This is a genomic window from Streptomyces avidinii (assembly GCF_045161815.1).
GTDB lineage: Bacteria > Actinomycetota > Actinomycetes > Streptomycetales > Streptomycetaceae > Streptomyces > Streptomyces avidinii.
In genome coordinates this window covers 596,639-615,459 of the sequence record NZ_CP108863.1, presented here as the reverse complement: position 1 = coordinate 615,459, position 18,821 = coordinate 596,639, and the positions used below count along the sequence as shown (strand labels likewise).

The following is an 18,821-nucleotide window of genomic DNA, read 5'->3' as shown; positions in this document are numbered from 1 at the left end:
CCGCTCCGCGGGAGGGGCCGGACTATCGGACGCCGCTGGCCTTCCGCTGTCGGGGGTGGCTGGGAGGCTGGTCGGATGAACGCCGATGACGAGCAGCTGCTGAGAGGCCGGGTGTACGGCCGCGAAACACGACGACCCCGACCCGGGCCCGCTGCCGCACCAGACGTACGCCGTCCTGGTCGGCGGGCCGCTGGACGGACTGCTGCTCGACATCACGGGCTGGCGGCCGGAGGAGATCCAGGATGGCGTTGCCCTGATGACCGAGCTGGGGCGGTGGCCCGGCGGCCGGGCGCTGTACGACCCGCTCCCCGGCGAACCGCGCCCGGCGGGTGGCCCGGGTGTGGTGTGCCGCTTCCACTACTCCGGCGACACGCCCTGACCGCCGCTCTCGACCCGGTTCCCGGCCCTCCACGCGGGGACCGCCCGCAGCTCTTGTTGTACCGACCGCGCTTCACAGCCGAGGCACCTGCGGATTTCTGATCCGCGAAGTCGTCACACGTACGGAGGGTTTGGCCGTTCCGCGTCTTGGCAGCAGGCATCGGAACGCATGGGATACCGCTCATGCCCTGGTCCCCTCCACCCGTCGTACACCCGTTGATCGCCGAGATTGTCCGCGCCGTGCGCGCGGGGGACGACCACGCGCTGCCCCGCCTGCTCGCGGCCTTTGCCGTCAGCGCCGACGCGACGGCGCCCTTCACCCTGCGAACCGCCCTCCTCGGAGATCTCGAAAGCGTCTAAACGCCAGCTGCCGGCGGCACGGCATCCTGACCTGGCACCTCGTGGAGTGGCGTGGAGCCGGCGCCGAAGCATGGGACCCCGCGACCTGACACGACGGCCCTGGCCCGGTGGGGTGGCTTGCGGACGGGTCCCGAGCGGCGCGACCATCGATTCAGGCCTTCTGGTGCCCGGATCCGGGTATGCATCAAGCCTGCCGATCGCGGCGAGGTGGGACGGCATGGACTTCCGCGTGATGCCGAGGTGCTACGGGCCGACGGTGTGCCTCGTCCCGGCCGGTGAGCTCGGCCTGGGCGGCTCTCGACGAGCTGTACATCGCCGACGACGAGGCCACTGTCGTGGCCTGCGACATGCGGCGCCTCACGTTCATGGACGTCACCGGCCTGAACGGCCTGATCGACTTCGCCGGCTCGACGCCCGCGGCATCCGGTTCTTCGCCTACGACTGGCAGCCGCAGCCATCCCGCCTCCTGGACCTCGCCCTGTACCCGCCCACAGGCGCCAAGGCAATCCGCGGCGGACCCACCGGCCTCTTGCGCCGCTCCCTGCGCGACTCCACGGTCCACCACGGCTAGGCGCGGGGCAGCCAGCCGGCGGCGAAGTCGGCGTGGTCGCGTGCGCGCTGGGCCCGGTCCTCGAGGAGCCGGCGGAAGCCCGCAACCGCGTACCGCTCCCCGGTGGCGGTGCCGGGTCCCGGGATGCCGGCGACCTCGGCCATGAGCTGCTGAGGCTGGGGCTGCCAGCCGGTGACCAGCACTCTCAGGCGTAGGAGCTCCGCGCGCCGGTGGAGGTCCAGGAGGTGGAACAGGCCGTCGGTGTCCATGGCCGTGACGCCATGCAGGTCTACCAGGAGGTCCCGTTCGTCGGCGGTGATGTGGTTCAGGGCCTGCAGGAGCGCCTCACCTGCGTCCTCGTCGAGGTCCCCGTCGGCGCTGATCAGGACGGAGCTGCCGCAGCGCTGAACGCCCACGTTGATCAAAGTTCTTCTCCCGTCACCCCCCAGGTACCGTCCTGCGGGCTTCCATCGTGGCCCGGCTTCCGCCGGGGACGGATGAGGCGCGCTCTCGCTGGCGCCGCGTGAAGGAGGGGGAGGGGGCCTGGCCGGGCGTGGGACAGGGCCCCCTCCTACGCGCCTCCGTGGGGGACGGTCAGGGCACGCGTCGCCGGGGACAACGACCGCCGGTGCTGACGGGACACGGCGCTCACGTCGCGGCTTACCCGGCTTACCGGCCTCTGGGCTTTCGCCCCTCCGGGGCATGGACAGCCAGGATTCGGAGGGCGCCGGGGAGGCAGGTGTCCACCCGGATGAGGCAGGGTGGGGTCAGACCTTGCCTCGCCAGGAGCCGGTCTCCTGGCCACGCCTTTCGATGTAGTCCTTGAACCGCTTCAGGTCGCCGGTGATCTGCCGCTTGACGAAGCCGAGCTTGTCACCGACGTTCTCCGCGAAGCCGTCCGGGTCGTAGTCGAGCTGCAGCATCACCTTGGTCTTGCTCTCGTCCAGGCGGTGGAAGGTGACGACGCCCGCCTGCTTGACCTCGCCGCCCAGCGACCTCCACGCGACCCGCTCGTCGGGGATCTGCTCGGTGATCTCCGCCTCGAACTCCTTCGTCACCCCACCGATCTTCGTGACCCAGTGCGTCATGGTGTCGGTGCGCTGCTCGATACGCTCCACCCCGTCCATGAAGTGCGGGAACGACTCGAACTGAGTCCACTGGTTGTAGGCGGTGCGCACGGGGACGTCGACCTCGACGGACTCTTCGACCTGCGACACAGGAACATCCTTCCTCTTCGCCGGCCAGGCAGGGTGCCCGGCCGTACCCGGGGAGCCCTTCCCCTCTCTGCGCTGCTGCCCCCGCTCGGCCACTCCATCACCCCTGGACAGACGCAGCACCGGGTGGGCCGGAGCTTCGCTGGCCGGCTGGATCCGGTGAACGGGTCGGCTTCGTTCCTTCGCCTCGGGCCAGGCGTACGTGCGCGCGGGCCGTTCGGGCCAGCCACCACCGACACGATCGCCGCCCTGGCTCTGGGCGTGGCGATCGTCGCCGCCATCGGCTCCTGGAAGGCGGCACGCAACGCCAACGGGGCCGCACAGACCCTGTCCCGGATCGAGCAGCAGCGCCTGCACACTGACCTCACCCGAGCCAGGAGCCGGGGAACGCCCAGCTCCCTCCGGCCCCATCAGGAGGGAGGCAGGGCGCTCGTGTCCTGGCCACCCTGGTGCAGTTCGGTGGGCTGCACCAGGGCGGACGTTCGGTACCGATTGCGGCGGCTGTGGTGGGGTCCTTGGGGGAACCCCCGGCCGGAAGTCCGGCGGGGGCTCCTGTCGTGGGTGGCGCGGGCGCGGTGTCGGTCAGCCGATCGGTACGACCTGTTCGGCCTGGGGTCCCTTGGGGCCTTGGGTGACGTCGTATTCGACCATGGCGCCTTCGGCGAGTTCCTTGAAGCCGGTGGTCTGGATGGCGGAGAAGTGGACGAACACGTCGGGTCCGCCGTCGTCCTGCTGGATGAAGCCGAAGCCCTTCTCCGCGTTGAACCACTTCACAATGCCTGTTGCCATCGGTGTTCCTTGTCGACGTGGCGCACGGGCCGCGGTGCGCGGCCGCTCGGGATCGTGCCCACGCGCACGACGCATCACACCCGCTGTCCCGGGGTGGAGGGTACGGCCGAAGTGCCGGGGAGCCGCTTCGTCCGGTCCTACGCTTTGTGCTCGGTTTTGCCCCGCCGGCCTGGGCATACTCGGCGCGCAGGGCGAACGGAACGGGATCGCGCAGCGTGTGTAGGTGACGGGGACGGTGGGCGGCAACACCCTTCCTGGCGTGTTCGATGGCGGCTACCGGGGACAGGAGCGGTCTGTGCAGCCTGCCGCTGAGGCGCGGGTGGATCGGCGCTGCCGGACGTGTGGTGCGGGTGCTGCCTGAGGTCAGGGGCGTTCTGGGTTCAGGTAGGTGCGGATCTCCCGGCAGAAGTCGCGTAGCTCCTGGCTGGGCTGTGAGTACCACGGCTCCCTCTCTTCTGGGTCCTCCGGGATCTCGAAGACCTCGGTGAGTCACCGCTGTTTGTCCCCGCGGGGTACGTCGGGTACCCAGCTCTCGAGTTCACCGCAGGGAACCAGGAAGAGCCCGAGGCCGGCCGATGCCGTTTGCTGCCGTGTGCGCGTCGCCGCTTCCTGCCAGATGCCTGAGACCGCTCAGCTTGAGATCGTCCCAGCCCGACGAAGAGGCGATGAGTTTCTTGACCTCGGCTGCCGCCCTTGACGGTGGCCTTGATCGCGGCCAGCACGGCCGCCATCCCAGGGTCGACGTCCTTGTGGTGTTCCATGGCGGCGAGGAACTGCCGGTCGTGCTCAGTGGGTGCTGCGGCGCGGTCAGCGCTGCTGGATCCCCAGTGGTGTAAACGGCCGATGAGGCCGCGCTTGCTGGAGGTGTGCCCGGGGGCGGGGGCGGGGGCGGCTGGCGCTGTCGGGGAGCAGCGTTCGTTGTGTGGTGGCAGGCGTTAGGGATGCGTCAAGGTTTTCCGGGTCGGGACCGTCGGAAGGGCTGTGGCGTCTTTTGGGGCGTGGGCTCATCGAGGCGGTGAGGGAGGGCTCGTGGCCTAGGTTCTGCCGGTTTTGCGTGGGTTGTTGCGTTCGGGGGGGCCGGGCACGAGGTCAGGGACCGGTCTGCGACTCGGCTTGTCCGGTGCGGTTCTGCGCCGGCGGCGGGCGTCATACTCGGTGATCGTCGTGAGGCCCTGAGCGAGTGGCCGTCGTGAGGTGTTGGCAGGCCGGGAAGGGTCGGGGACATGAGGGAAGCGGATCAGCCGGGTATGCCGGAGGTGGTGGACAGCCCTGCAGCGCGCGTGGAGCCGTCCGGCGGGCTGGCGCGGTGGATGCTGCGGCATCAGGTGCAGCCGGTGGGGCCGGCGGCGGACGAGGGGCATGCCAAGCCGCACGCGTGGTGGAAGGTGATGTGCCTGACCGGCGTCGACTACTTCTCCAGCCTCGCCTACGTCCCGGCGATCGCCGCCCTTGCCGCAGGGGCGGTCTCGCCGCTGGCGACACTGCTGATCGTGGCGCTGACGCTCCTGGGGATGCTGCCGATGTACCGGCGGGTCGCGAAGGAGAGCCCGCACGGTGCCGGTTCGGTGGCGATGCTGGAGGACCTGCTGCCGTTCTGGTGGGGCAAGCTGTTCGTGCTCATCCTGCTCGGCTTCGTGGCCACCTCATGGATCATCACCATCACCCTCTCCACCGCTGACGCCTCCGTCCACGTGGTGGAGAACCCCTTCTTCCCAGCCGCCCTGCACGGCCACGAAGTCGCCCTCACCATCGCGCTGCTGCTGGTCCTGGGCGGGGTGTTCCTGCTCGGGTTCAGCGAAGCGGTCAGCGTGGCCATCCCCCTGGTCGCCGTCTTCCTCGCCCTGAACGCGATCGTCATCGGCATCGGCCTCGCGCACGTGTTCACCACCCCCGGGGCCTGGTCGGCGTGGACCGACGCCCTCGCAGCGGGCGGAGGCGGCTTCGGCGACCTTCTGGGCCCGGCGCTGCTGGCCTTCCCCCTGCTGGTGCTCGGCCTGTCGGGCTTCGAGACCGGCGTGAGCATGATGCCGCTGGTGGCCGCCGAGGGGGCGGATGCGGAGCAGCGGCTGCGCTCGCGGATCCGCAACACCCGCAGACTGCTGACCACCGCCGCTCTCATCATGAGCGTCTACCTGCTCTCCGCGAGTTTCGTCACCACCCTCCTCATCCCGCACGAGCTCTTCGAACCGGGCGGCGCCGCCAACGGCCGTGCGCTGGCCTGGCTGGCCCACGAGCATGTCGGAGAGGCCTTCGGCACCGTCTACGACATCAGCACCATCCTGATCCTGTGGTTCGCCGGAGCCTCCGCCATGGCAGGACTGGTCAACATCGTCCCCCGCTACCTGCCCGACTACGGCATGGCCCCCGAATGGGGACGCGCCGTCCGCCCCGTCGTGATCGTCTACACCGCCCTGTGCATCCTCATCACGATCGCCTTCGACGCTGACGTCGACGACCAGGCCGGCGCCTACGCCACCGGCATCCTCGCGATGATGGTCTCCGGTGCCTTCGCCGTCACCGTCTCCGTCGCACGCCACCGCCGGCGCGCGACCACCGTCGGCTTCGCCCTGCTGACCGCGGTCCTGCTCTACGCCCTGGTTGCGAACATCATCGACAAGCCCGACGGCATCGTCATCTCCGGGTTCTTCATCGCCGGGATCATCATCGTGTCGCTGATCTCGCGGGTCTCCCGCACCACCGAGCTGCGCGCCGACCGCATCGTCTTCGATGCCGACGCCCGCCGGTTCATCGACGACACCCTCGCCCACGACAACGCCATCAACCTCATTGCCAACCGCCGCCAGGCCGGCGACGTCGCCGAGTACAGCGACAAGGAACGCGAACAGCGCGGCGTCAACCCGGTCCCCGGCCGCGCCGACGTCATCTTCCTCGAGATCGACGTGATCGACCCCTCGGACTTCAGTGACACCCTCACCGTCCACGGAGTCGAGGTCGACGGCTACCGCATCCTGCGCGCGGCCGCGCCGGCCGCGCCGAACGCCATCGCCGCCATCCTGCTGGCCCTGCGGGATGCAACCGGCGTCCAGCCGCACTGCTACTTCGCCTGGGCCGAGGGCAGTCCGCTGGTGCACATGGTCCGCTACTTCCTGCTGGGACGCGGGGACACCGCACCTGTCACCCGCGAGATCATCCGCAGCCACGAACCCGACCCCGCCCGCCGCCCCGGCATCCACGTCGGCGGCTGACCCACGCCGCCGCACGCAGGCACCTCCTGGATGCCGGGGCGGGGAGACCGAAAGGCCTGCCAGACCATGACCTCCACGCCGGACCGCCGCATGCGGCTCAGGATCATCGTCCTCACACTCGGCGCGACCGCCATGATCACAGCGGGACTGGCCACCGAATGGTGGTGGCTGCTCGGCATCGGCGTGTGGACCGTGATCGTGGCGTTCCTGACGGAGCTGATCTACCGCCCGTAGGCCCCTGGCACCTGATCCGGGCTCAGACACAGAGCTGCCACAGGGCGTCAGCGGCCGTACGGGCCAATGGAGATCACCGAACCGCACCCTGAAGATCGTTAAGGATTGCCGTGCCCGCACCGAAAGAAGGGCTGCCCACCCAATGACCCGGGTGCTCGTGGTGGAGGGCGACCCGCAACTCGTCCGTGCGCTCAAGATCAACCTCCAGGCCAGGAAGTTCGAGACCCAGGAAGCCGGCACCGGAGCCGACGCGGTGCGGCTCGCCGCTGCACGCACACCCGACGTCATCCTGCTGGACCTCGGGCTGCCGGACATGGACGGCACCGATGTGATCAGGAGCATCCGGCGCTGGAGCAGAGTCCCCATCCTGGTCCTGTCCGCTCGGCGCACCTCGCAGGAGAAGCTTCGCGCCCTGGACGCGGGTGCGGACGACTACGTGACGAAACCGTTCAGCATGGACGAGCTGCTCGCTCGGCTCCGCGCCGCCACCCGCAGGGAGGCGACGTCCCCCCGCCGCGGACCGGCCCGCAGTGGTCATCACCGACGACTTCACCATCGACCTTGCCGCGAAGAAGGTCCGGCGCGGGGAGCACCGTGTTCGGCTGACCCCGACTGAATGGCATCTGCTGGAGATCCTCGTCAGCCACCCCGGCCACCTGGTGAGCCAGCGCAAGCTGCTGCTGGAGGTCTGGGGACCGGCATACGCCGACAACACCACCTACCTGCGGGCCTACATGGCAAAGCTCCGGCGCAAACTGGAGGCGGACCCTTCCCATCCGCGTTACCTGATCACCGAGCCGAGCAGGGGATACCGCTTCGAACCCTGACCGCGGGCGTGCTGCGACACCGGGTCGGCTGCCTGGTGGGGATGCGAGAGGGGTGGGCTCCTGTGGGAGTGGTGGTGTCAGCGCCAGGGGTCAACCCTCGCTCGCGCATGTCACACAGGATGCCGAACGCTGTGCTTCCGATGCGGGGTGATGGGCGGCCGCGGCTATGGTCGGGCGCAGTCCGCGCCGATAGGGCGTGCGCGGGCGAGGCCCGGTGACCAGAGCGCTCTGGCGGCAGTAGTACCGGGCCGCCCAACCACCCACTAACGCATGCCTGGCGGGTGTTCGCCTGCGAGGATCGTTCGGTTGGAACCTTGGATTTAACCCTATCGGGTGTGGTGGGTTTTCGAGATATGCCACCCGCCCGGTACCCAACGGCGCTGGTTGTTGGGTCCTTCCGAATGTGGGCGCGAGCGGGGGCGGGGCAGGGTCGCAGGAGAGCCAGCCGGTCTGTCGGCAGGGGCGTGGGAGAGGGTGGTGTGCTGGTGGAGTGGGACTGGTCGACGGTGGAATTCGGTGACGCGCACGCGGGCGCGGCGGGTGTACTGGTCGGCGGCAGCGAGCCGGGCCCGGTGTACTTCGATGTGGGGAGCGGTTCGGACGTGCCGTCGACCACGCACTGGTCGGGCCTACGACGGCCGGCACGGCCGCCCGCGAGCCGAGGCCTTCCGGGCGGTGTTCGCATGCGGATGGCGCGGCGCCGCCCAGTACCCCCCTGGACCGGACGACGGTCGGCGACCGACCCCTGTACGAGGCGGACGTCGACCTGTCGGGACCGCTCGCGGACTGGAGCGCGCACCTGTCCGTCGTCCGCGATGCAGCCGTGCCGCTGCCCGAACGGCTGGCCGCGCTCCTGGCCGAGGTCGCCGGGCAGCTGACCGCCATGGCCGCGGAGGCGCCGCTTGCGGCGCTGCGCGCCGCGGGTGTGCTGGAGCGGATCGCCGCCCGGGTGAGCCGCGAGACCGCCGGCGTCCTGTGCGACGACGGTATGCCGGCCGAAGCAGTGGCCACCGCGCTCGGGACGACCCGCTCCAAGGCCCTGGTCCTGCTCCTGACCGCGCAGGGCAGCTAACGGCACGCACCCCAGCGTCCGCCTTATGGCCAGGAGTGGGGCGCGCGATGGGGTGAAGGTCGTAGAAGAGAACGCGGAGTCTGCTGCAGCAGGCGAAGCCGCCGACTGATCATGCGGCTCGTCGCCGTGACCTGCCGGCCTGCGGCTCGGCGGGCGTGTGAATGCAGAGCGTGTCGACCGCGGACCTTGATCACCCCGGTCTACGGTGGACCCGAGGTCCGGCACCGCGTCATCCCGAGCGAGTGTCCCAGGCGCGGTCGTCGAGGCCGCCGGGGCAGCCGCCCCGCACGCCTTCACCTGCCAGGAGCGGCACATGAATCCCGAACCAAGGACGACCGGCAGCATCCGCAACGCCGGCGCCGTATGAGCTCGGCGGCACATGCGATCTGAGCTGCCACCGAGCCCGGGAAGCCATCGGCCGTGACCGGACACAACCCCTCCGAAACGGGCCGTATGAGCCCGCGCGAGCCGGGGCCGAGACCTGCTGTCCGCACCGAGAGCCGCTGGCCGATGGCCGCAGCGGTCATCGCTTCTGCGGTCCTCACACTGCTTCTGCCCGACGACCTGCGTCTTGGACCCCGATGGGCGCTTCCCCTCGCCGAAGGCCTCCTGCTGGTGGCGCTGATCTCGGGAGACCCCGGTCGGATCAGCCGCCGCTCCACCGTCCTGCGCTCGGTGGCGATCGCCCTGGTCGTCGTGCTCGTGAGCAGCGCGATCTGGTCGACCGTCCAGCTGATCGACGACCTCATCCACGGCGGGCACGAGACCAACTCCGCCAACGCCCTCCTGCTCGCCGGCGGCAGCGTCTGGGCCTCCACCGTTCTCGCCTTCTCCCTGCTGTACTTCGAACTCGACAGCGGCGGACCCGCCGCCCGGGCCCACCACATGCCCCCCACTCCGGCGCTCGCCTTTCCCCAACATCTCAGCCCCGAACTGAACGCCTCGCACTGGCGCCCCCATTACGTCGACTACCTCTACCTCGGGTTCACCAACTCCACCGCGCTGAGCCCCACCGACGTCATGCCACTCGCCCCCTGGGCCAAGAGCGTCATGACCCTCCAGTCGATCCTCTCCCTCATGATCCTCGGACTCGTCGTCGCCAGGGCCGTGAACGTCCTCGCCTGAGACGGCCCCGGCGGCGGGGCGTCCGCCCACAGTCTGCCGGGCGATCCGCAGGCCGCGTCCCGCGACAGCCATGGCAGGGGTGTGGCTGAGGACCACGACGAGGAGCAGGCCGTCCTGGTCGGCCAGGTGGACGCTGATGCGCTTGCCCGTGTCCTTCACGGCGATGTCGACGAGAAGAGCACGGTCTCCTCCGGGAGACGGTCCTCCGGATGGCTGTACCGCCGGCCGCGCACGGTTGCCGTGAGATGGCGGACCGCTTTGCCGGCCGCCCAAGGGTCAGCGGCCAGAACCCAGTTGTCGACGCGCCGGTTTCTCACCGCCGTGCGAGGACGGCGGGCCTCGATACGGGCCCGGGCCGGGCAGGGGGAGCGTGGCACCGGCCGGCTTCGTCTTCGGCTCGGGCCGGGGGAGTTCGACCGGCTTCTTCTGCGGGAGCGGCGTGCGGGGCGGGCAGGAGGGAAGTTCTTTCGGGCCCTTGTTCTCCGGCGGCTCGTTCAACGGGACCTCCTCGCACGCTGACTGGCGTCCTCCTACCCGTCGTGGCGCCAGTTCAGGGCAGAGGAGTGCCACTCCACCGATCGGTGCTCGGGGCCTGCTGTCGCGGGCACGTCCCGGGGGATTCTCCCCACCGGCCGGGGCCGGCACTACGCCTGTTCTCTCCAGGCGGGGCGTCAACCGATCCAGGTGGTCCAACGCGCGTGGGGCGGCTCGCACTGTCCCGACTCGATTGCCCGTTGATACGCCTCCTTCGGAGTCACCGAACCGCTGAAGGCGAACACGCAATCCGGATACACCGGTTGCAGCCCATACCAGCAGGTGGTTATCAGGAGAGTCGGCACAAATGCAGCAAGGGGGTGCCTCCACGTGAGAGGACCTGAGACGGGACGGATCACACCGGAGATCGTACGGCCCGGACCTCACCAAATCCGCCGCCCGAACGCCGGCCCGGTAGGGCTGACGTGCCACCCGACAGCCACCCGAGCGCGGCCCTCGACAGGCTGGGGGTGGAATGGTTCACCGTCTGCTTCCGGAGCCGACCCTACGGGCTGCGCGCCGCCGGTGTGCAGGAGCGGATCGCCGCCCGGGTGAGCCGGGAGACTGCGGGCGCGCTGCGCGACGACGGTATGCCGGCCGAAGCGGTGGCCACCGCGCTCGGGACCACCCGCTCCAAGGCCCCCTGGTCCTGCTCCTGACCGCGCAGGACAGCTACTGAAGATTTCGCGTTGTCGTCGGGTAGTGACGGTTCATGATCCCTGCGGTATGCCGGTGAGGTGAGGTATGCAGAGGGTGGGGGCCTGACCGCTGAGCGTCGGGCGTTTCGTGAGGGGATCCGGCTTCAGGCCGGGATGCGGTTCGCGGCGGGTGAGAAGACCGCGGTGATCGCGAAGGATCTGCGGGTGAGTGTGAGGTCGGTGGAACGCTGGCGTCGTGCCTGGCGCGAGGGCGGCATGGAGGGCTTGCGCTCGACGGGTCCGGCAAACGCCCCGACCGTCACCGATGCCCAGTTCGCCGTGCTCGAGGAGGAACTCGGCAAAGGCCCGTCGGCGCACGGCTTCGACGACGAACGCTGGACGCTGGCCCGGGTCCAGACGCTGATCCGCCGGCGTCTGCGGGTGAGCCTGTCGGTAGCGACGGTATGGCGGCTGCTGAAACGGCACGGCTGGTCCTGGCAGGCACCCGCCCGCAGAGCCCTTGAGCGTGACGAGCACGCGGTGGAACTGTGGAAGAAGGAGGTCTGGCCACGGGTAAAAGTCTCGCGGCGGCGTCCGGGGCCTGGATCGTCTTCGAGGACGAGGCCGGCTTCTCGATGACTCCGCCCCGGGCCCGCACCTGGAGCCGATGCGGGCAGACCCCAGTCGTCCGCGTCCGCGACCGTTCCCGCCGCCGGACCTCGGTCGCCGCGCTGTGCTGCTACAAACCCGGCGAGAAGAGCCGCCTCATTCACCGTCCCCGCAACCATCTCCTGCTCAAGGGCGCCCGCAGGAGCTTCTCCTGGCAGGACTACCGCGACCTCCTGGTCCGCGCGCACATCCAGCTCGACGGCCCCATCGTGGTGGTTTGGGACAATCTCAACACCCACCTCGCCACCGGGCTGAAGCGGTACGAGGCGGAGCACGACTGGCTCACCACTATCCGCCTCCCGGCATACGCACCAGACCTGAACCCGGTCGAGGCCGTCTGGTCACTCGTGCGCAGAGCGACGGCCAACACCGCCTTCGGCACACCCGACGACCTCGACCGCACACTCCGCCGCGAGCTACGCAGAATCCAACTCCGGCCCCACCTGGTCGACAGCTGCCTCACCGCCACCGGTCTGGCCATCAACCCACCGACCCCACCCTGAAATCTTCAGTAACCCCGACCAGCCGCAGGCCCAGCACCACGCTGCGAACCCTGCGTGAGCGGCGCCCCGGACCTGCTCGGGTCCGGGGCGCCGCTGTGTCTGTCGCATGGTGCGCCACGGTGCAGGTGCGAGAGGGCTGCGCCGGTGAACCGGGCGCCCGCCTTGCTGCCCCCGGCTAGTACCGGTGTCCAAGGGCGGGGGGTGTCGCCCGGCGGGGCCGCCCCGGGCGGGGCGGGGCGTGCAGGACACCTGGTCGCCCGGCAGCTGCTCGCCGTGACGCACAGCTCCGTGGTCTGCTAGCCGCAGGGTGAACAGTCCTGCGGCGATCCCTCGCCCGGGCACGGTTCGGCCGGTCGGCGGCAAGGGCCCGGGGCTGCTCGAAGGGCCAACCCGGGAACGGGGCGTGCGGACGCTACCGTCCGGTGTAGGTGAACTCGTCGGCCGGGCTGGTGGGAGAGGTGGCCTTGCCGACCGTCACGGTGACGTTCACCGTCTGGTGGTCGTCGAGCTGACCGGGCGCGGTTGCGGTGATCTGCCCGGTGGAGACGAACTTGACCGAATCGGATGCCTTGTCCTTGAAGTGCACGGTGGCGCCATCTGCGAAGCCCGAGCCGCTGATGGTGAGCGGGGTGCCGACTTGTCCGCTGGTCGGGCTGACGGCACTGACCACCACAGGTGCGGGTCCGCCATAGGCGAACTGCCCCATCGCGACGGCCGGGGAGGTGCCGAGGGTGTTGGTGACGCGGACGTGGACGACGCCGGTTCCGTCGGGGACCTTGGCGGTGATCCTGCTGTCGGAGTCGATGTTGCGCGTGGGGCAGGCGAAGCGGCCGAAGTCGACCATGCTGTCCTTACTGAAACCGGTGCCGTTGATGGTCACCGTGGCGCCTGGTTCGCCGAAGGTGGGGGTCACGGCGGTCACCACCGGTGCGGAAGGGACGGCAGGCGCTCCCACCAGGTCCAGGTAGGTGGAGTTGGCGTGCTGGAAGGCGACCTGGCCGAGGAAGTCCTGGGTGGTCTTGTTGACCAGGTTCTTGGCAAGGCTCGTGTAGCTGGTGTTCATCGGGTAGAGCGTGCCGGGCTGGACGTAGACGTTGCCCTTGGTGCGCTTGGAGAGCGCCCCGATGAGCAGCTTCACTTCTTCGGTTGCCTGCGGTCCCGGGCTGGGGTACCAGCCGGCGGCGGTCTCGAGATCGGCCCACGCGTGCGGTACCAGGTCGTAGGCGTTGTTGTGGCGCTCGTCGATGACCCACGGCACGGAGTCGAAGTAGTCGACGAAGCTTTGTACGCCGGCGGTGGGAGCGGCATAGGTGATCACCGCGAACTTCGGCTGTTTCGGCCAGGTCTGTGCCTGCAGGTACGGCGCGAGCATGGTGGCGATGCAACCGCCCAGGCTGTGACCGGTCAGATAGACGGTCGGCTGCGGCGAGGAGGGCGCCGAGTTGAGTGCGGCGGTGAGCGCCTGAGCGAGCGTGACGTTCGGGGAGGGGGAGGCGATCGAGCGGGCGTTGACAACCCGTTCGAACGCATCCATCGCCCCCTTGGAAACGGCGATGGGCTTCGGCGATCCGCTTTCGGGGAACGGGACGACTGTGCCGACATCGAGGTCCTCGAGGATGTCGGTCAGATCGGCGTCCGTTCCGCGAGCGACCACGGCGAACTCGTTCGAGCCGTTGGTGCTCCGTGCGATGTAGGCCATATTCGCGTTGGCCTCGCTCAGGGCCAGCCACACCAGCCTCCACGCGCCCTGCGTCGCAAGGCTGGGATCGCTCAGTTGCGCGTTGATGCCGGTGATGATTCGTTCGGTCTGTTGTTGCGGGGATTCCCCGGACGGACGCGGGGTGGCCCCGGTGGCTGCAAGGGCAGCCAGGGTCATGGTCACCTGGGCGGTTGTCGGATCGGGTGCCATCGTCGTTCCTGCTCCTCGGATGTTTTGCCGGTGCGGAGGCGGGGCGGCCCTTCGGGGGCATCAGGGCAGATCTGTGCCGAACCGGCCGGCAGAGTGGATCGCACACAATCAGACCTCCCCTCTGCGTTGTCCGATGCTTTCTCTGCCTGCAGGTTGGCCAGGTTCACCTTGTTGGCCGTTCGGCGCACGTGTGTGCGGTTCGCCGAACCAGGTGCGCAGCGCGGTCGCCAGAGCTGCGGTGTCTGCGGGCAGGCCCGGGGCGGCGGCCCAGGCGACGATGCCGTCGGGGCGGATGACCGCGGCCGAGAGATCGCCGCGGTCGGCAGGGGCGGCCGCCACGGTCGACAGGCGCTCCCGCTATCCGGCCGCATCCTCGAAGTGCGGGCACAGGTCTCCCCAGTGATCACAGAACGTCGCAACTGCATGATCACCGAGACCTGCGCCCGTACTGTTGCCGACGTCCCCGACCGCGCCTATCCGCGCGACCTCTTAGACCGTGTCCTATGTGGTGAGGCGTCGTTGACCTCTGGTCGTTGACCTCTGTATGGGGCGGGGTACTTGGAGTTGGATTGTTCCGGACGGGTTGTGGGAGATCGCGGAGCCGCTGATCCCACCGTCAAAGGTGCGGTCGCAGGGCGGCGGGACGCAGGACACGCCTGATGAGACGCTGTTCGCGGCCGTCATCTACGTGCTGGTCAGCGGGTGCGCTTGGCGGGCTCTGCCGCCCTGTTTCGGGATATCGAAGTCGACGGCACACCGCCGGTTCCTGATCTGGTCGAGGGCCGGAGTCTGGGGCCGACTGCACGAAGAGATCCTGCACCGCCTCGACGACGCCGGCCTCCTCGACCTCTCCCGCGCCGTCCTCGACTCCGCCCACGTCCGGGCTAAAAAGGGGGCGAACTCACAGGTCCGAGTCCCGTGGACCGGGGCAAGCCGGGTTCCAGGATGCACGTCCTGTCGGACGCGAACGGACTGCCCCTCATCGTCGGCATCTCCGCGGCCAACACCCACGACAGCCTCGGGCTGAAGCCCATGATCATGGGTCACCAAACGAGACACGACCCCCACCGCGGCCGCCACTTCAAGCCTCAGCGCCTGCACGCCGACAAGGCCTACGACGTTCCCCACCTGCGTAAATGGTTACGCGGCAAGCGGATCGGTGTCCGCGTTGCCCGCAAGGGTGTCGAGTCGTCGGAACGGCTCGGCCGGCGCAGGTGGGTGATCGAGCGGACCATGTCCTGACCGGCTACCGCCGGCTCAACCACCGCTACGAACGCCATCCCCGCAACTACCTGGCCTTCCTCGGCCTTGCCGCCACCCTCTGCTGCTACAAACGCCTCGTCCGCCTCACCACATAGGACACGGTCTTAGAAACACCTCGGTGCTTGCCTCGGGACCATGGCGTGCTGTGCACAACGAGGGGACCTGGGTGCTGCCGCCCGAAGGCCACTGTCGACCTGTACGCGGCGATCAAGGCTCTCGCGGCGGAGGCCGCCGCAGCGAACGAGGCCTGCTGCAAGGCCCGGGGCTGTACCGTGCTGCGGTTTTCGTACTCGGCGCATTGGTGGCGGGTGCTCGCGCCGCCGCTGAAGGCACTGACAGTGCTGGTCCTCAGAGCGCAGACACGGCCGCAGTAGCCGAGGCGAAGATGGCTGAGGACGAACGGCGTGCGGCCTTGACCTCGGTGCCGGCCCGGGCGGCATCCTTCGCCGCGGCGGCCGCCCCGCACCACTGAAAATGTGCTTTTACATCCTCGCTGTTGTGTGTGTTGCGCACGCGGTCGTATTCCCCGCGAATCCGGAGGCGGGCGGTACCGTTCGTCGGCGCGCAAGGCGACTTGCGCGCCGCGGGCGTGCAGCGGCCCGGACCGAACACGCCATTGTGATGATCCATTCACCCTACGTAGCGTGGTCGAGCGGAACGACCGGTCTTCGGATCGGGAATCCGCCGCATGCGCATGCACACCGCAATCCTCGAAGCGAAAAGGAGTTCGACCATGACGTATGAGCGCCCCACCCTCACCAAGGCCGGCAGCTTCCGCAAGGTGACCGGGATCAAGAACACGGGGCCCAAGGACGTCCTCGGCGGCAAGCAGCTCCTCTGAGGTGAGGGTCCGGCCGCGCCGCTGAACTGCCGGCCGGGCCACCGGGTGGCGGCCCCCAGCCGCCACCCGGCCACCTTGCTTCCCGTACATCGCCGACCGAAGGCAGTAGTCGTGGAAGACTCCCTGTCACTCCAGGCCCTGCCCGCCTGGTTCGCCGTCCTGCCCGACACCGACGCGGCCGCCGCTGTCGCCGCCAAAGCGCTCACCCATGCCGTCCAGGGTCTGCGCCACCGATCCGGGCGCCCCTGGCTGGTGGGGCGCTGGGCACCCTCGAGCATGGTGGTGGGCGAGTGCGGAGGGACCCGTCTCGCCGTGCTCGGCGAACACTCCGTCACCGCCGAAGCGGCCCGACGCGCAGCCGCAGCCGCCGAAAGCACGTCCCTGTCGGCGCTCGACCGCATCAGCGCCACCTGGGTCGGCAGCCTCCACCTCGTGGCCAGCCGCGGTGGGCGGGTCCGGGTCCAGGGCGGCGTCGTAGGCATGAAGCGGGTGTTCTTCACCGATGCCACCTTCCCGGCGGCCGGCGGCGTCGGCCTGGCCTCCGACCGGGCAGACGTACTCGCCGAACTGATCGGCGCCGAACTCGACGAGCGCAGGCTCGCCCTGGAACTGCTCACCCTGGGCGTGCCGCACCCGCTGTCGGGCTCCCCGATGTGGAAGGGCGTACACGCCCAGAGCGGCGGCCACTACCTGACGCTCGACTCCGACGGACGGGCCGAGGAGACCCGCTGGTGGTCGCCCCCCAGTCCGCACCTGACCCTGGCCGAAGGTGCCGGGCGCTTCCGAGAGGCGCTGACCGCCGCCGTCGCCACGCGCACGCGCGGGCGCGAGCTGGTGACGGCCGACCTGGGCGGGCTCGACTCCACCGCCGTGTGCTGCGCCGCCGCCCGCGGGGACGCGAAGGTCGCCGCGTACACCGCTGCCATCCACGACGAACTCGGCGACGACGTGTACTGGGCCCGCCGGACCATCAGGGCACTGGGGACGATCGAGCACCATATCGTCCCCGCGCCCGACCTGGCCATGACCTTCGACGGGATCGACACCCTCGACGACCTCCTGGACACCCCCAGCATCCTCACGGTCGACCGCAACCGTCGCATGCACATCATCGCCCTGGCAGCCGCCCGCGGATCGAGCCTGCACCTGACCGGCCTGGGGGGCGACGAACTCCTCGCCGGAGCGCCCGCCCGCCTGCACGCGCTGATGGGCACGCATCCCCTCACCGCTCTGCGGGACCTGCGCGGATACACCGCGAAGTACCAGTGGTCCCGGCGGCGCGTACTGCGCCAGCTCCTGGACCGCCGCTCCTATCGCGCCTGGCTCGGCAGAGTCGCCCGCGACCTGAACGCGCCCCCGGCCCCGGCGGACGAACCGCTGCTCGACTGGTCTGCGCCGCCGCGCATGCCGGGCTGGGCCACGCCCGAGGCCGTTGAGGCGGTACGCGAGCTGCTCCGCGCCCACCTCCCGGAAACCGAGCCCCGTGGCCGCGGGCACGGCGAGCACCGGGAGATGGCCGCGATGGACGGCATCTCCCAATGGACCCGGCACATCGGCCAAATGGCCGCCCCACTGGGCATCACGGTGGCAGCCCCGTACTACGACGACCGGGTGATCGAGGCGGCCCTCGCCATCCGGCCGCAGGAGCGGATCACGCCCTGGCAGTACAAGCCGCTGATCGTCGCAGCCATGCGCGGCATCGTCCCCGAGGCCAGCCGCACCCGCGGCACCAAGGCCAACGCCACCTTCGAGGAGGAGGCGGGGCTGCGCCGCCACCGCGCCCGCCTGCTGGCGCTGTGCGAGGAGTCGCGCCTCGCCCGGCTGGGCCTCGTCGACGTGAAGGTCCTGCGCGAGTGGTGCCGCCGGGCCCTGTCGGCCGAGACGGAGAGCTACTTGCTGCACCCGACCGTGGCCTGCGAAGTATGGCTGCGCTCCCGGGAGATGACACCGTCCCGGACACGGCCCCTGACGGAACGGGAAAGGTGAGCCCATGTGTACGTTGAAGCCCGGGGTGCTACTGACCGAGACCGAGTACGGCATGGCCCTGCTCGATCAGAAGAGCGCCGAGTACTGGACCCTCAACCCCACAGCGGCCGTCGTGCTCCGTGAGCTGCTGGCCGGCCACAGCGCCGAGCGGGCGGCGGCGGCCCTCGTCGAACGGTACGAGGACGTGGACACCGAAGTGGCCGCACAGGACGTCGTGAGCATCGTCGAAGACCTCCGCTCCGCAGGGCTCATCACGCCGTAGCCGGCCCCGGCCGCCGACCGCCCCGGAGAAGGGATACGCAGATGTCGACCCCGGAAGCCATTCCCTACCGCCCTCGCTCGGTCCCCCTGGCCCGCCGCCTCGGGGCGCGCATAGTGATCGGCGGTGCCCATGTGCTGGCGACCCTGCCGCCCCAGCGGATCCGGGCCGTGCTGGCCCGGCTCCGCCGCGGAGCCCGGCCCGCCACGTTGGCCGAGGCGGAAGCGGCCCGGGAGACGGTACTCGCCGTGAGCCTGGCCGCGGGCGGGCACAAGGGCTGCCTGCCGCGGTCCCTGGCCACGGTTCTGCTGTGCCGCTGCCGCGGCCAGTGGCCCACCTGGTGCGTAGGGGTACGCACCCGCCCGCCGTTCGCCGCGCACGCCTGGGTGGAAGCCGAGGGCAAACCCGTCGGCGAGGGCACGCCGGCCGGGTACTTCCAGCGCTTCTTCACCGTGGAGTGAGCC

The 18,821-nt window shown here is 69.9% G+C and carries 18 protein-coding genes and 3 pseudogenes; 15 read left to right on the top strand and 6 right to left on the bottom strand.

Translation table 11 applies throughout. The annotated features are described in order from the left end of the window. Positions 1 to 75: 75 nt before the first annotated feature. Both OG373_RS02905 and OG373_RS02900 read left to right on the top strand, forming a co-directional pair. Positions 76 to 379: pseudogene (locus OG373_RS02905) on the top strand (hypothetical protein). Positions 380 to 561: 182 nt separating this feature from the next. Further along, positions 562 to 738: a hypothetical protein gene (locus OG373_RS02900; protein WP_405435586.1), complete on the top strand. Its 177-nt coding sequence runs from the start codon at positions 562 to 564 to the stop codon at positions 736 to 738. A 567-nt stretch (positions 739 to 1,305) separates the two neighbouring features. Here the strand turns inward: OG373_RS02900 and OG373_RS02895 are convergent. The 3 genes from OG373_RS02895 to OG373_RS02885 all read right to left on the bottom strand — a co-directional run bounded on the left by OG373_RS02895 (position 1,306) and on the right by OG373_RS02885 (position 3,291). After that, positions 1,306 to 1,704 (bottom strand): STAS domain-containing protein, encoded by a 399-nt coding sequence (locus OG373_RS02895; protein WP_405435584.1) that lies wholly within the window; start codon positions 1,702 to 1,704, stop codon positions 1,306 to 1,308. Between the two features lie 351 nt (positions 1,705 to 2,055). Continuing rightward, positions 2,056 to 2,505: an SRPBCC family protein gene (locus OG373_RS02890; protein ID WP_405435582.1), complete on the bottom strand. Its 450-nt coding sequence runs from the start codon at positions 2,503 to 2,505 to the stop codon at positions 2,056 to 2,058. 579 nt (positions 2,506 to 3,084) lie between these two features. Further along, positions 3,085 to 3,291, bottom strand: coding sequence for a cold-shock protein (locus OG373_RS02885; protein WP_405435580.1), 207 nt, complete (start codon positions 3,289 to 3,291; stop codon positions 3,085 to 3,087). A gap of 1,247 nt (positions 3,292 to 4,538) precedes the next feature. Between OG373_RS02885 and OG373_RS02880 the strand changes: the two genes are divergently transcribed. The 8 genes and pseudogenes from OG373_RS02880 to OG373_RS02845 all read left to right on the top strand — a co-directional run bounded on the left by OG373_RS02880 (position 4,539) and on the right by OG373_RS02845 (position 12,099). Beyond that, positions 4,539 to 6,497, top strand: coding sequence for an amino acid transporter (locus OG373_RS02880; RefSeq protein WP_405443912.1), 1,959 nt, complete (start codon positions 4,539 to 4,541; stop codon positions 6,495 to 6,497). A gap of 66 nt (positions 6,498 to 6,563) precedes the next feature. Next, the gene (locus OG373_RS02875; RefSeq protein WP_374771756.1) at positions 6,564 to 6,731 is read left to right on the top strand and encodes a hypothetical protein; all 168 of its coding nucleotides are present in this window, start codon (positions 6,564 to 6,566) and stop codon (positions 6,729 to 6,731) included. Positions 6,732 to 6,873: 142 nt separating this feature from the next. Beyond that, positions 6,874 to 7,558, top strand: a pseudogene (locus OG373_RS02870) (response regulator). An 823-nt stretch (positions 7,559 to 8,381) separates the two neighbouring features. Further along, positions 8,382 to 8,630: a hypothetical protein gene (locus tag OG373_RS02865; RefSeq protein ID WP_405435578.1), complete on the top strand. Its 249-nt coding sequence runs from the start codon at positions 8,382 to 8,384 to the stop codon at positions 8,628 to 8,630. A 510-nt stretch (positions 8,631 to 9,140) separates the two neighbouring features. After that, entirely contained in the window at positions 9,141 to 9,755 is a 615-nt protein-coding gene (locus tag OG373_RS02860) for a hypothetical protein (protein ID WP_405435576.1), read from the top strand. A gap of 959 nt (positions 9,756 to 10,714) precedes the next feature. Beyond that, the gene (locus tag OG373_RS02855; protein WP_405435574.1) at positions 10,715 to 10,948 is read left to right on the top strand and encodes a hypothetical protein; all 234 of its coding nucleotides are present in this window, start codon (positions 10,715 to 10,717) and stop codon (positions 10,946 to 10,948) included. Between the two features lie 78 nt (positions 10,949 to 11,026). Then, positions 11,027 to 11,566, top strand: coding sequence for a winged helix-turn-helix domain-containing protein (locus OG373_RS02850; RefSeq protein WP_397739876.1), 540 nt, complete (start codon positions 11,027 to 11,029; stop codon positions 11,564 to 11,566). Then, positions 11,563 to 12,099 (top strand): transposase, encoded by a 537-nt coding sequence (locus tag OG373_RS02845; RefSeq protein ID WP_405443911.1) that lies wholly within the window; start codon positions 11,563 to 11,565, stop codon positions 12,097 to 12,099. Before OG373_RS02850 ends, OG373_RS02845 begins: the two co-directional genes overlap by 4 nt. 412 nt (positions 12,100 to 12,511) lie before the next feature. Here the strand turns inward: OG373_RS02845 and OG373_RS02840 are convergent, their stop codons facing one another. After that, on the bottom strand, positions 12,512 to 14,008 hold the full coding sequence (locus OG373_RS02840) for an IPT/TIG domain-containing protein (RefSeq protein ID WP_405435572.1): 1,497 nt from the start codon (positions 14,006 to 14,008) through the stop codon (positions 12,512 to 12,514). A 108-nt stretch (positions 14,009 to 14,116) separates the two neighbouring features. Continuing rightward, positions 14,117 to 14,347, bottom strand: coding sequence for a hypothetical protein (locus OG373_RS02835; protein ID WP_405435571.1), 231 nt, complete (start codon positions 14,345 to 14,347; stop codon positions 14,117 to 14,119). Between the two features lie 205 nt (positions 14,348 to 14,552). On the opposite strand from OG373_RS02835, the pseudogene OG373_RS02830 reads away from it, so the two are divergent. Continuing rightward, positions 14,553 to 15,366 (top strand): annotated as a pseudogene (locus OG373_RS02830) (IS5 family transposase). 253 nt (positions 15,367 to 15,619) lie between these two features. Here the strand turns inward: OG373_RS02830 and OG373_RS02825 are convergent. After that, positions 15,620 to 15,901 (bottom strand): hypothetical protein, encoded by a 282-nt coding sequence (locus tag OG373_RS02825; protein WP_405435569.1) that lies wholly within the window; start codon positions 15,899 to 15,901, stop codon positions 15,620 to 15,622. A gap of 103 nt (positions 15,902 to 16,004) precedes the next feature. Between OG373_RS02825 and OG373_RS02820 the strand changes: the two genes are divergently transcribed. The 4 genes from OG373_RS02820 (at position 16,005) to OG373_RS02805 (ending at position 18,818) form a co-directional block, all read left to right on the top strand. Next, a complete protein-coding gene (locus tag OG373_RS02820) occupies positions 16,005 to 16,112 on the top strand; it encodes a keywimysin-related RiPP (RefSeq protein WP_158688462.1) in 108 nt (35 codons plus the stop codon). 111 nt (positions 16,113 to 16,223) lie between these two features. Then, a complete protein-coding gene (locus tag OG373_RS02815) occupies positions 16,224 to 18,098 on the top strand; it encodes a lasso peptide isopeptide bond-forming cyclase (RefSeq protein WP_405435567.1) in 1,875 nt (624 codons plus the stop codon). Positions 18,099 to 18,102: 4 nt separating this feature from the next. After that, the gene (locus tag OG373_RS02810; protein WP_405435565.1) at positions 18,103 to 18,360 is read left to right on the top strand and encodes a lasso peptide biosynthesis PqqD family chaperone; all 258 of its coding nucleotides are present in this window, start codon (positions 18,103 to 18,105) and stop codon (positions 18,358 to 18,360) included. 41 nt (positions 18,361 to 18,401) lie between these two features. Next, a complete protein-coding gene (locus OG373_RS02805) occupies positions 18,402 to 18,818 on the top strand; it encodes a lasso peptide biosynthesis B2 protein (RefSeq protein ID WP_405435563.1) in 417 nt (138 codons plus the stop codon). Positions 18,819 to 18,821 lie beyond the last annotated feature (3 nt).

Coding starts and splice junctions, on each gene's coding strand:
- OG373_RS02820 (WP_158688462.1), top strand. CDS start 16,005: ATGACGTATGAGCGCCCCACCCTCACCAAGGCCGGCAGCTTCCGCAAG.
- OG373_RS02810 (WP_405435565.1), top strand. CDS start 18,103: ATGTGTACGTTGAAGCCCGGGGTGCTACTGACCGAGACCGAGTACGGC.
- OG373_RS02845 (WP_405443911.1), top strand. CDS start 11,563: ATGACTCCGCCCCGGGCCCGCACCTGGAGCCGATGCGGGCAGACCCCA.
- OG373_RS02805 (WP_405435563.1), top strand. CDS start 18,402: ATGTCGACCCCGGAAGCCATTCCCTACCGCCCTCGCTCGGTCCCCCTG.
- OG373_RS02880 (WP_405443912.1), top strand. CDS start 4,539: ATGCCGGAGGTGGTGGACAGCCCTGCAGCGCGCGTGGAGCCGTCCGGC.
- OG373_RS02860 (WP_405435576.1), top strand. CDS start 9,141: ATGGCCGCAGCGGTCATCGCTTCTGCGGTCCTCACACTGCTTCTGCCC.
- OG373_RS02825 (WP_405435569.1), bottom strand. CDS start 15,901: ATGGATCATCACAATGGCGTGTTCGGTCCGGGCCGCTGCACGCCCGCG.
- OG373_RS02840 (WP_405435572.1), bottom strand. CDS start 14,008: ATGGCACCCGATCCGACAACCGCCCAGGTGACCATGACCCTGGCTGCC.
- OG373_RS02900 (WP_405435586.1), top strand. CDS start 562: ATGCCCTGGTCCCCTCCACCCGTCGTACACCCGTTGATCGCCGAGATT.
- OG373_RS02885 (WP_405435580.1), bottom strand. CDS start 3,291: ATGGCAACAGGCATTGTGAAGTGGTTCAACGCGGAGAAGGGCTTCGGC.
- OG373_RS02875 (WP_374771756.1), top strand. CDS start 6,564: ATGACCTCCACGCCGGACCGCCGCATGCGGCTCAGGATCATCGTCCTC.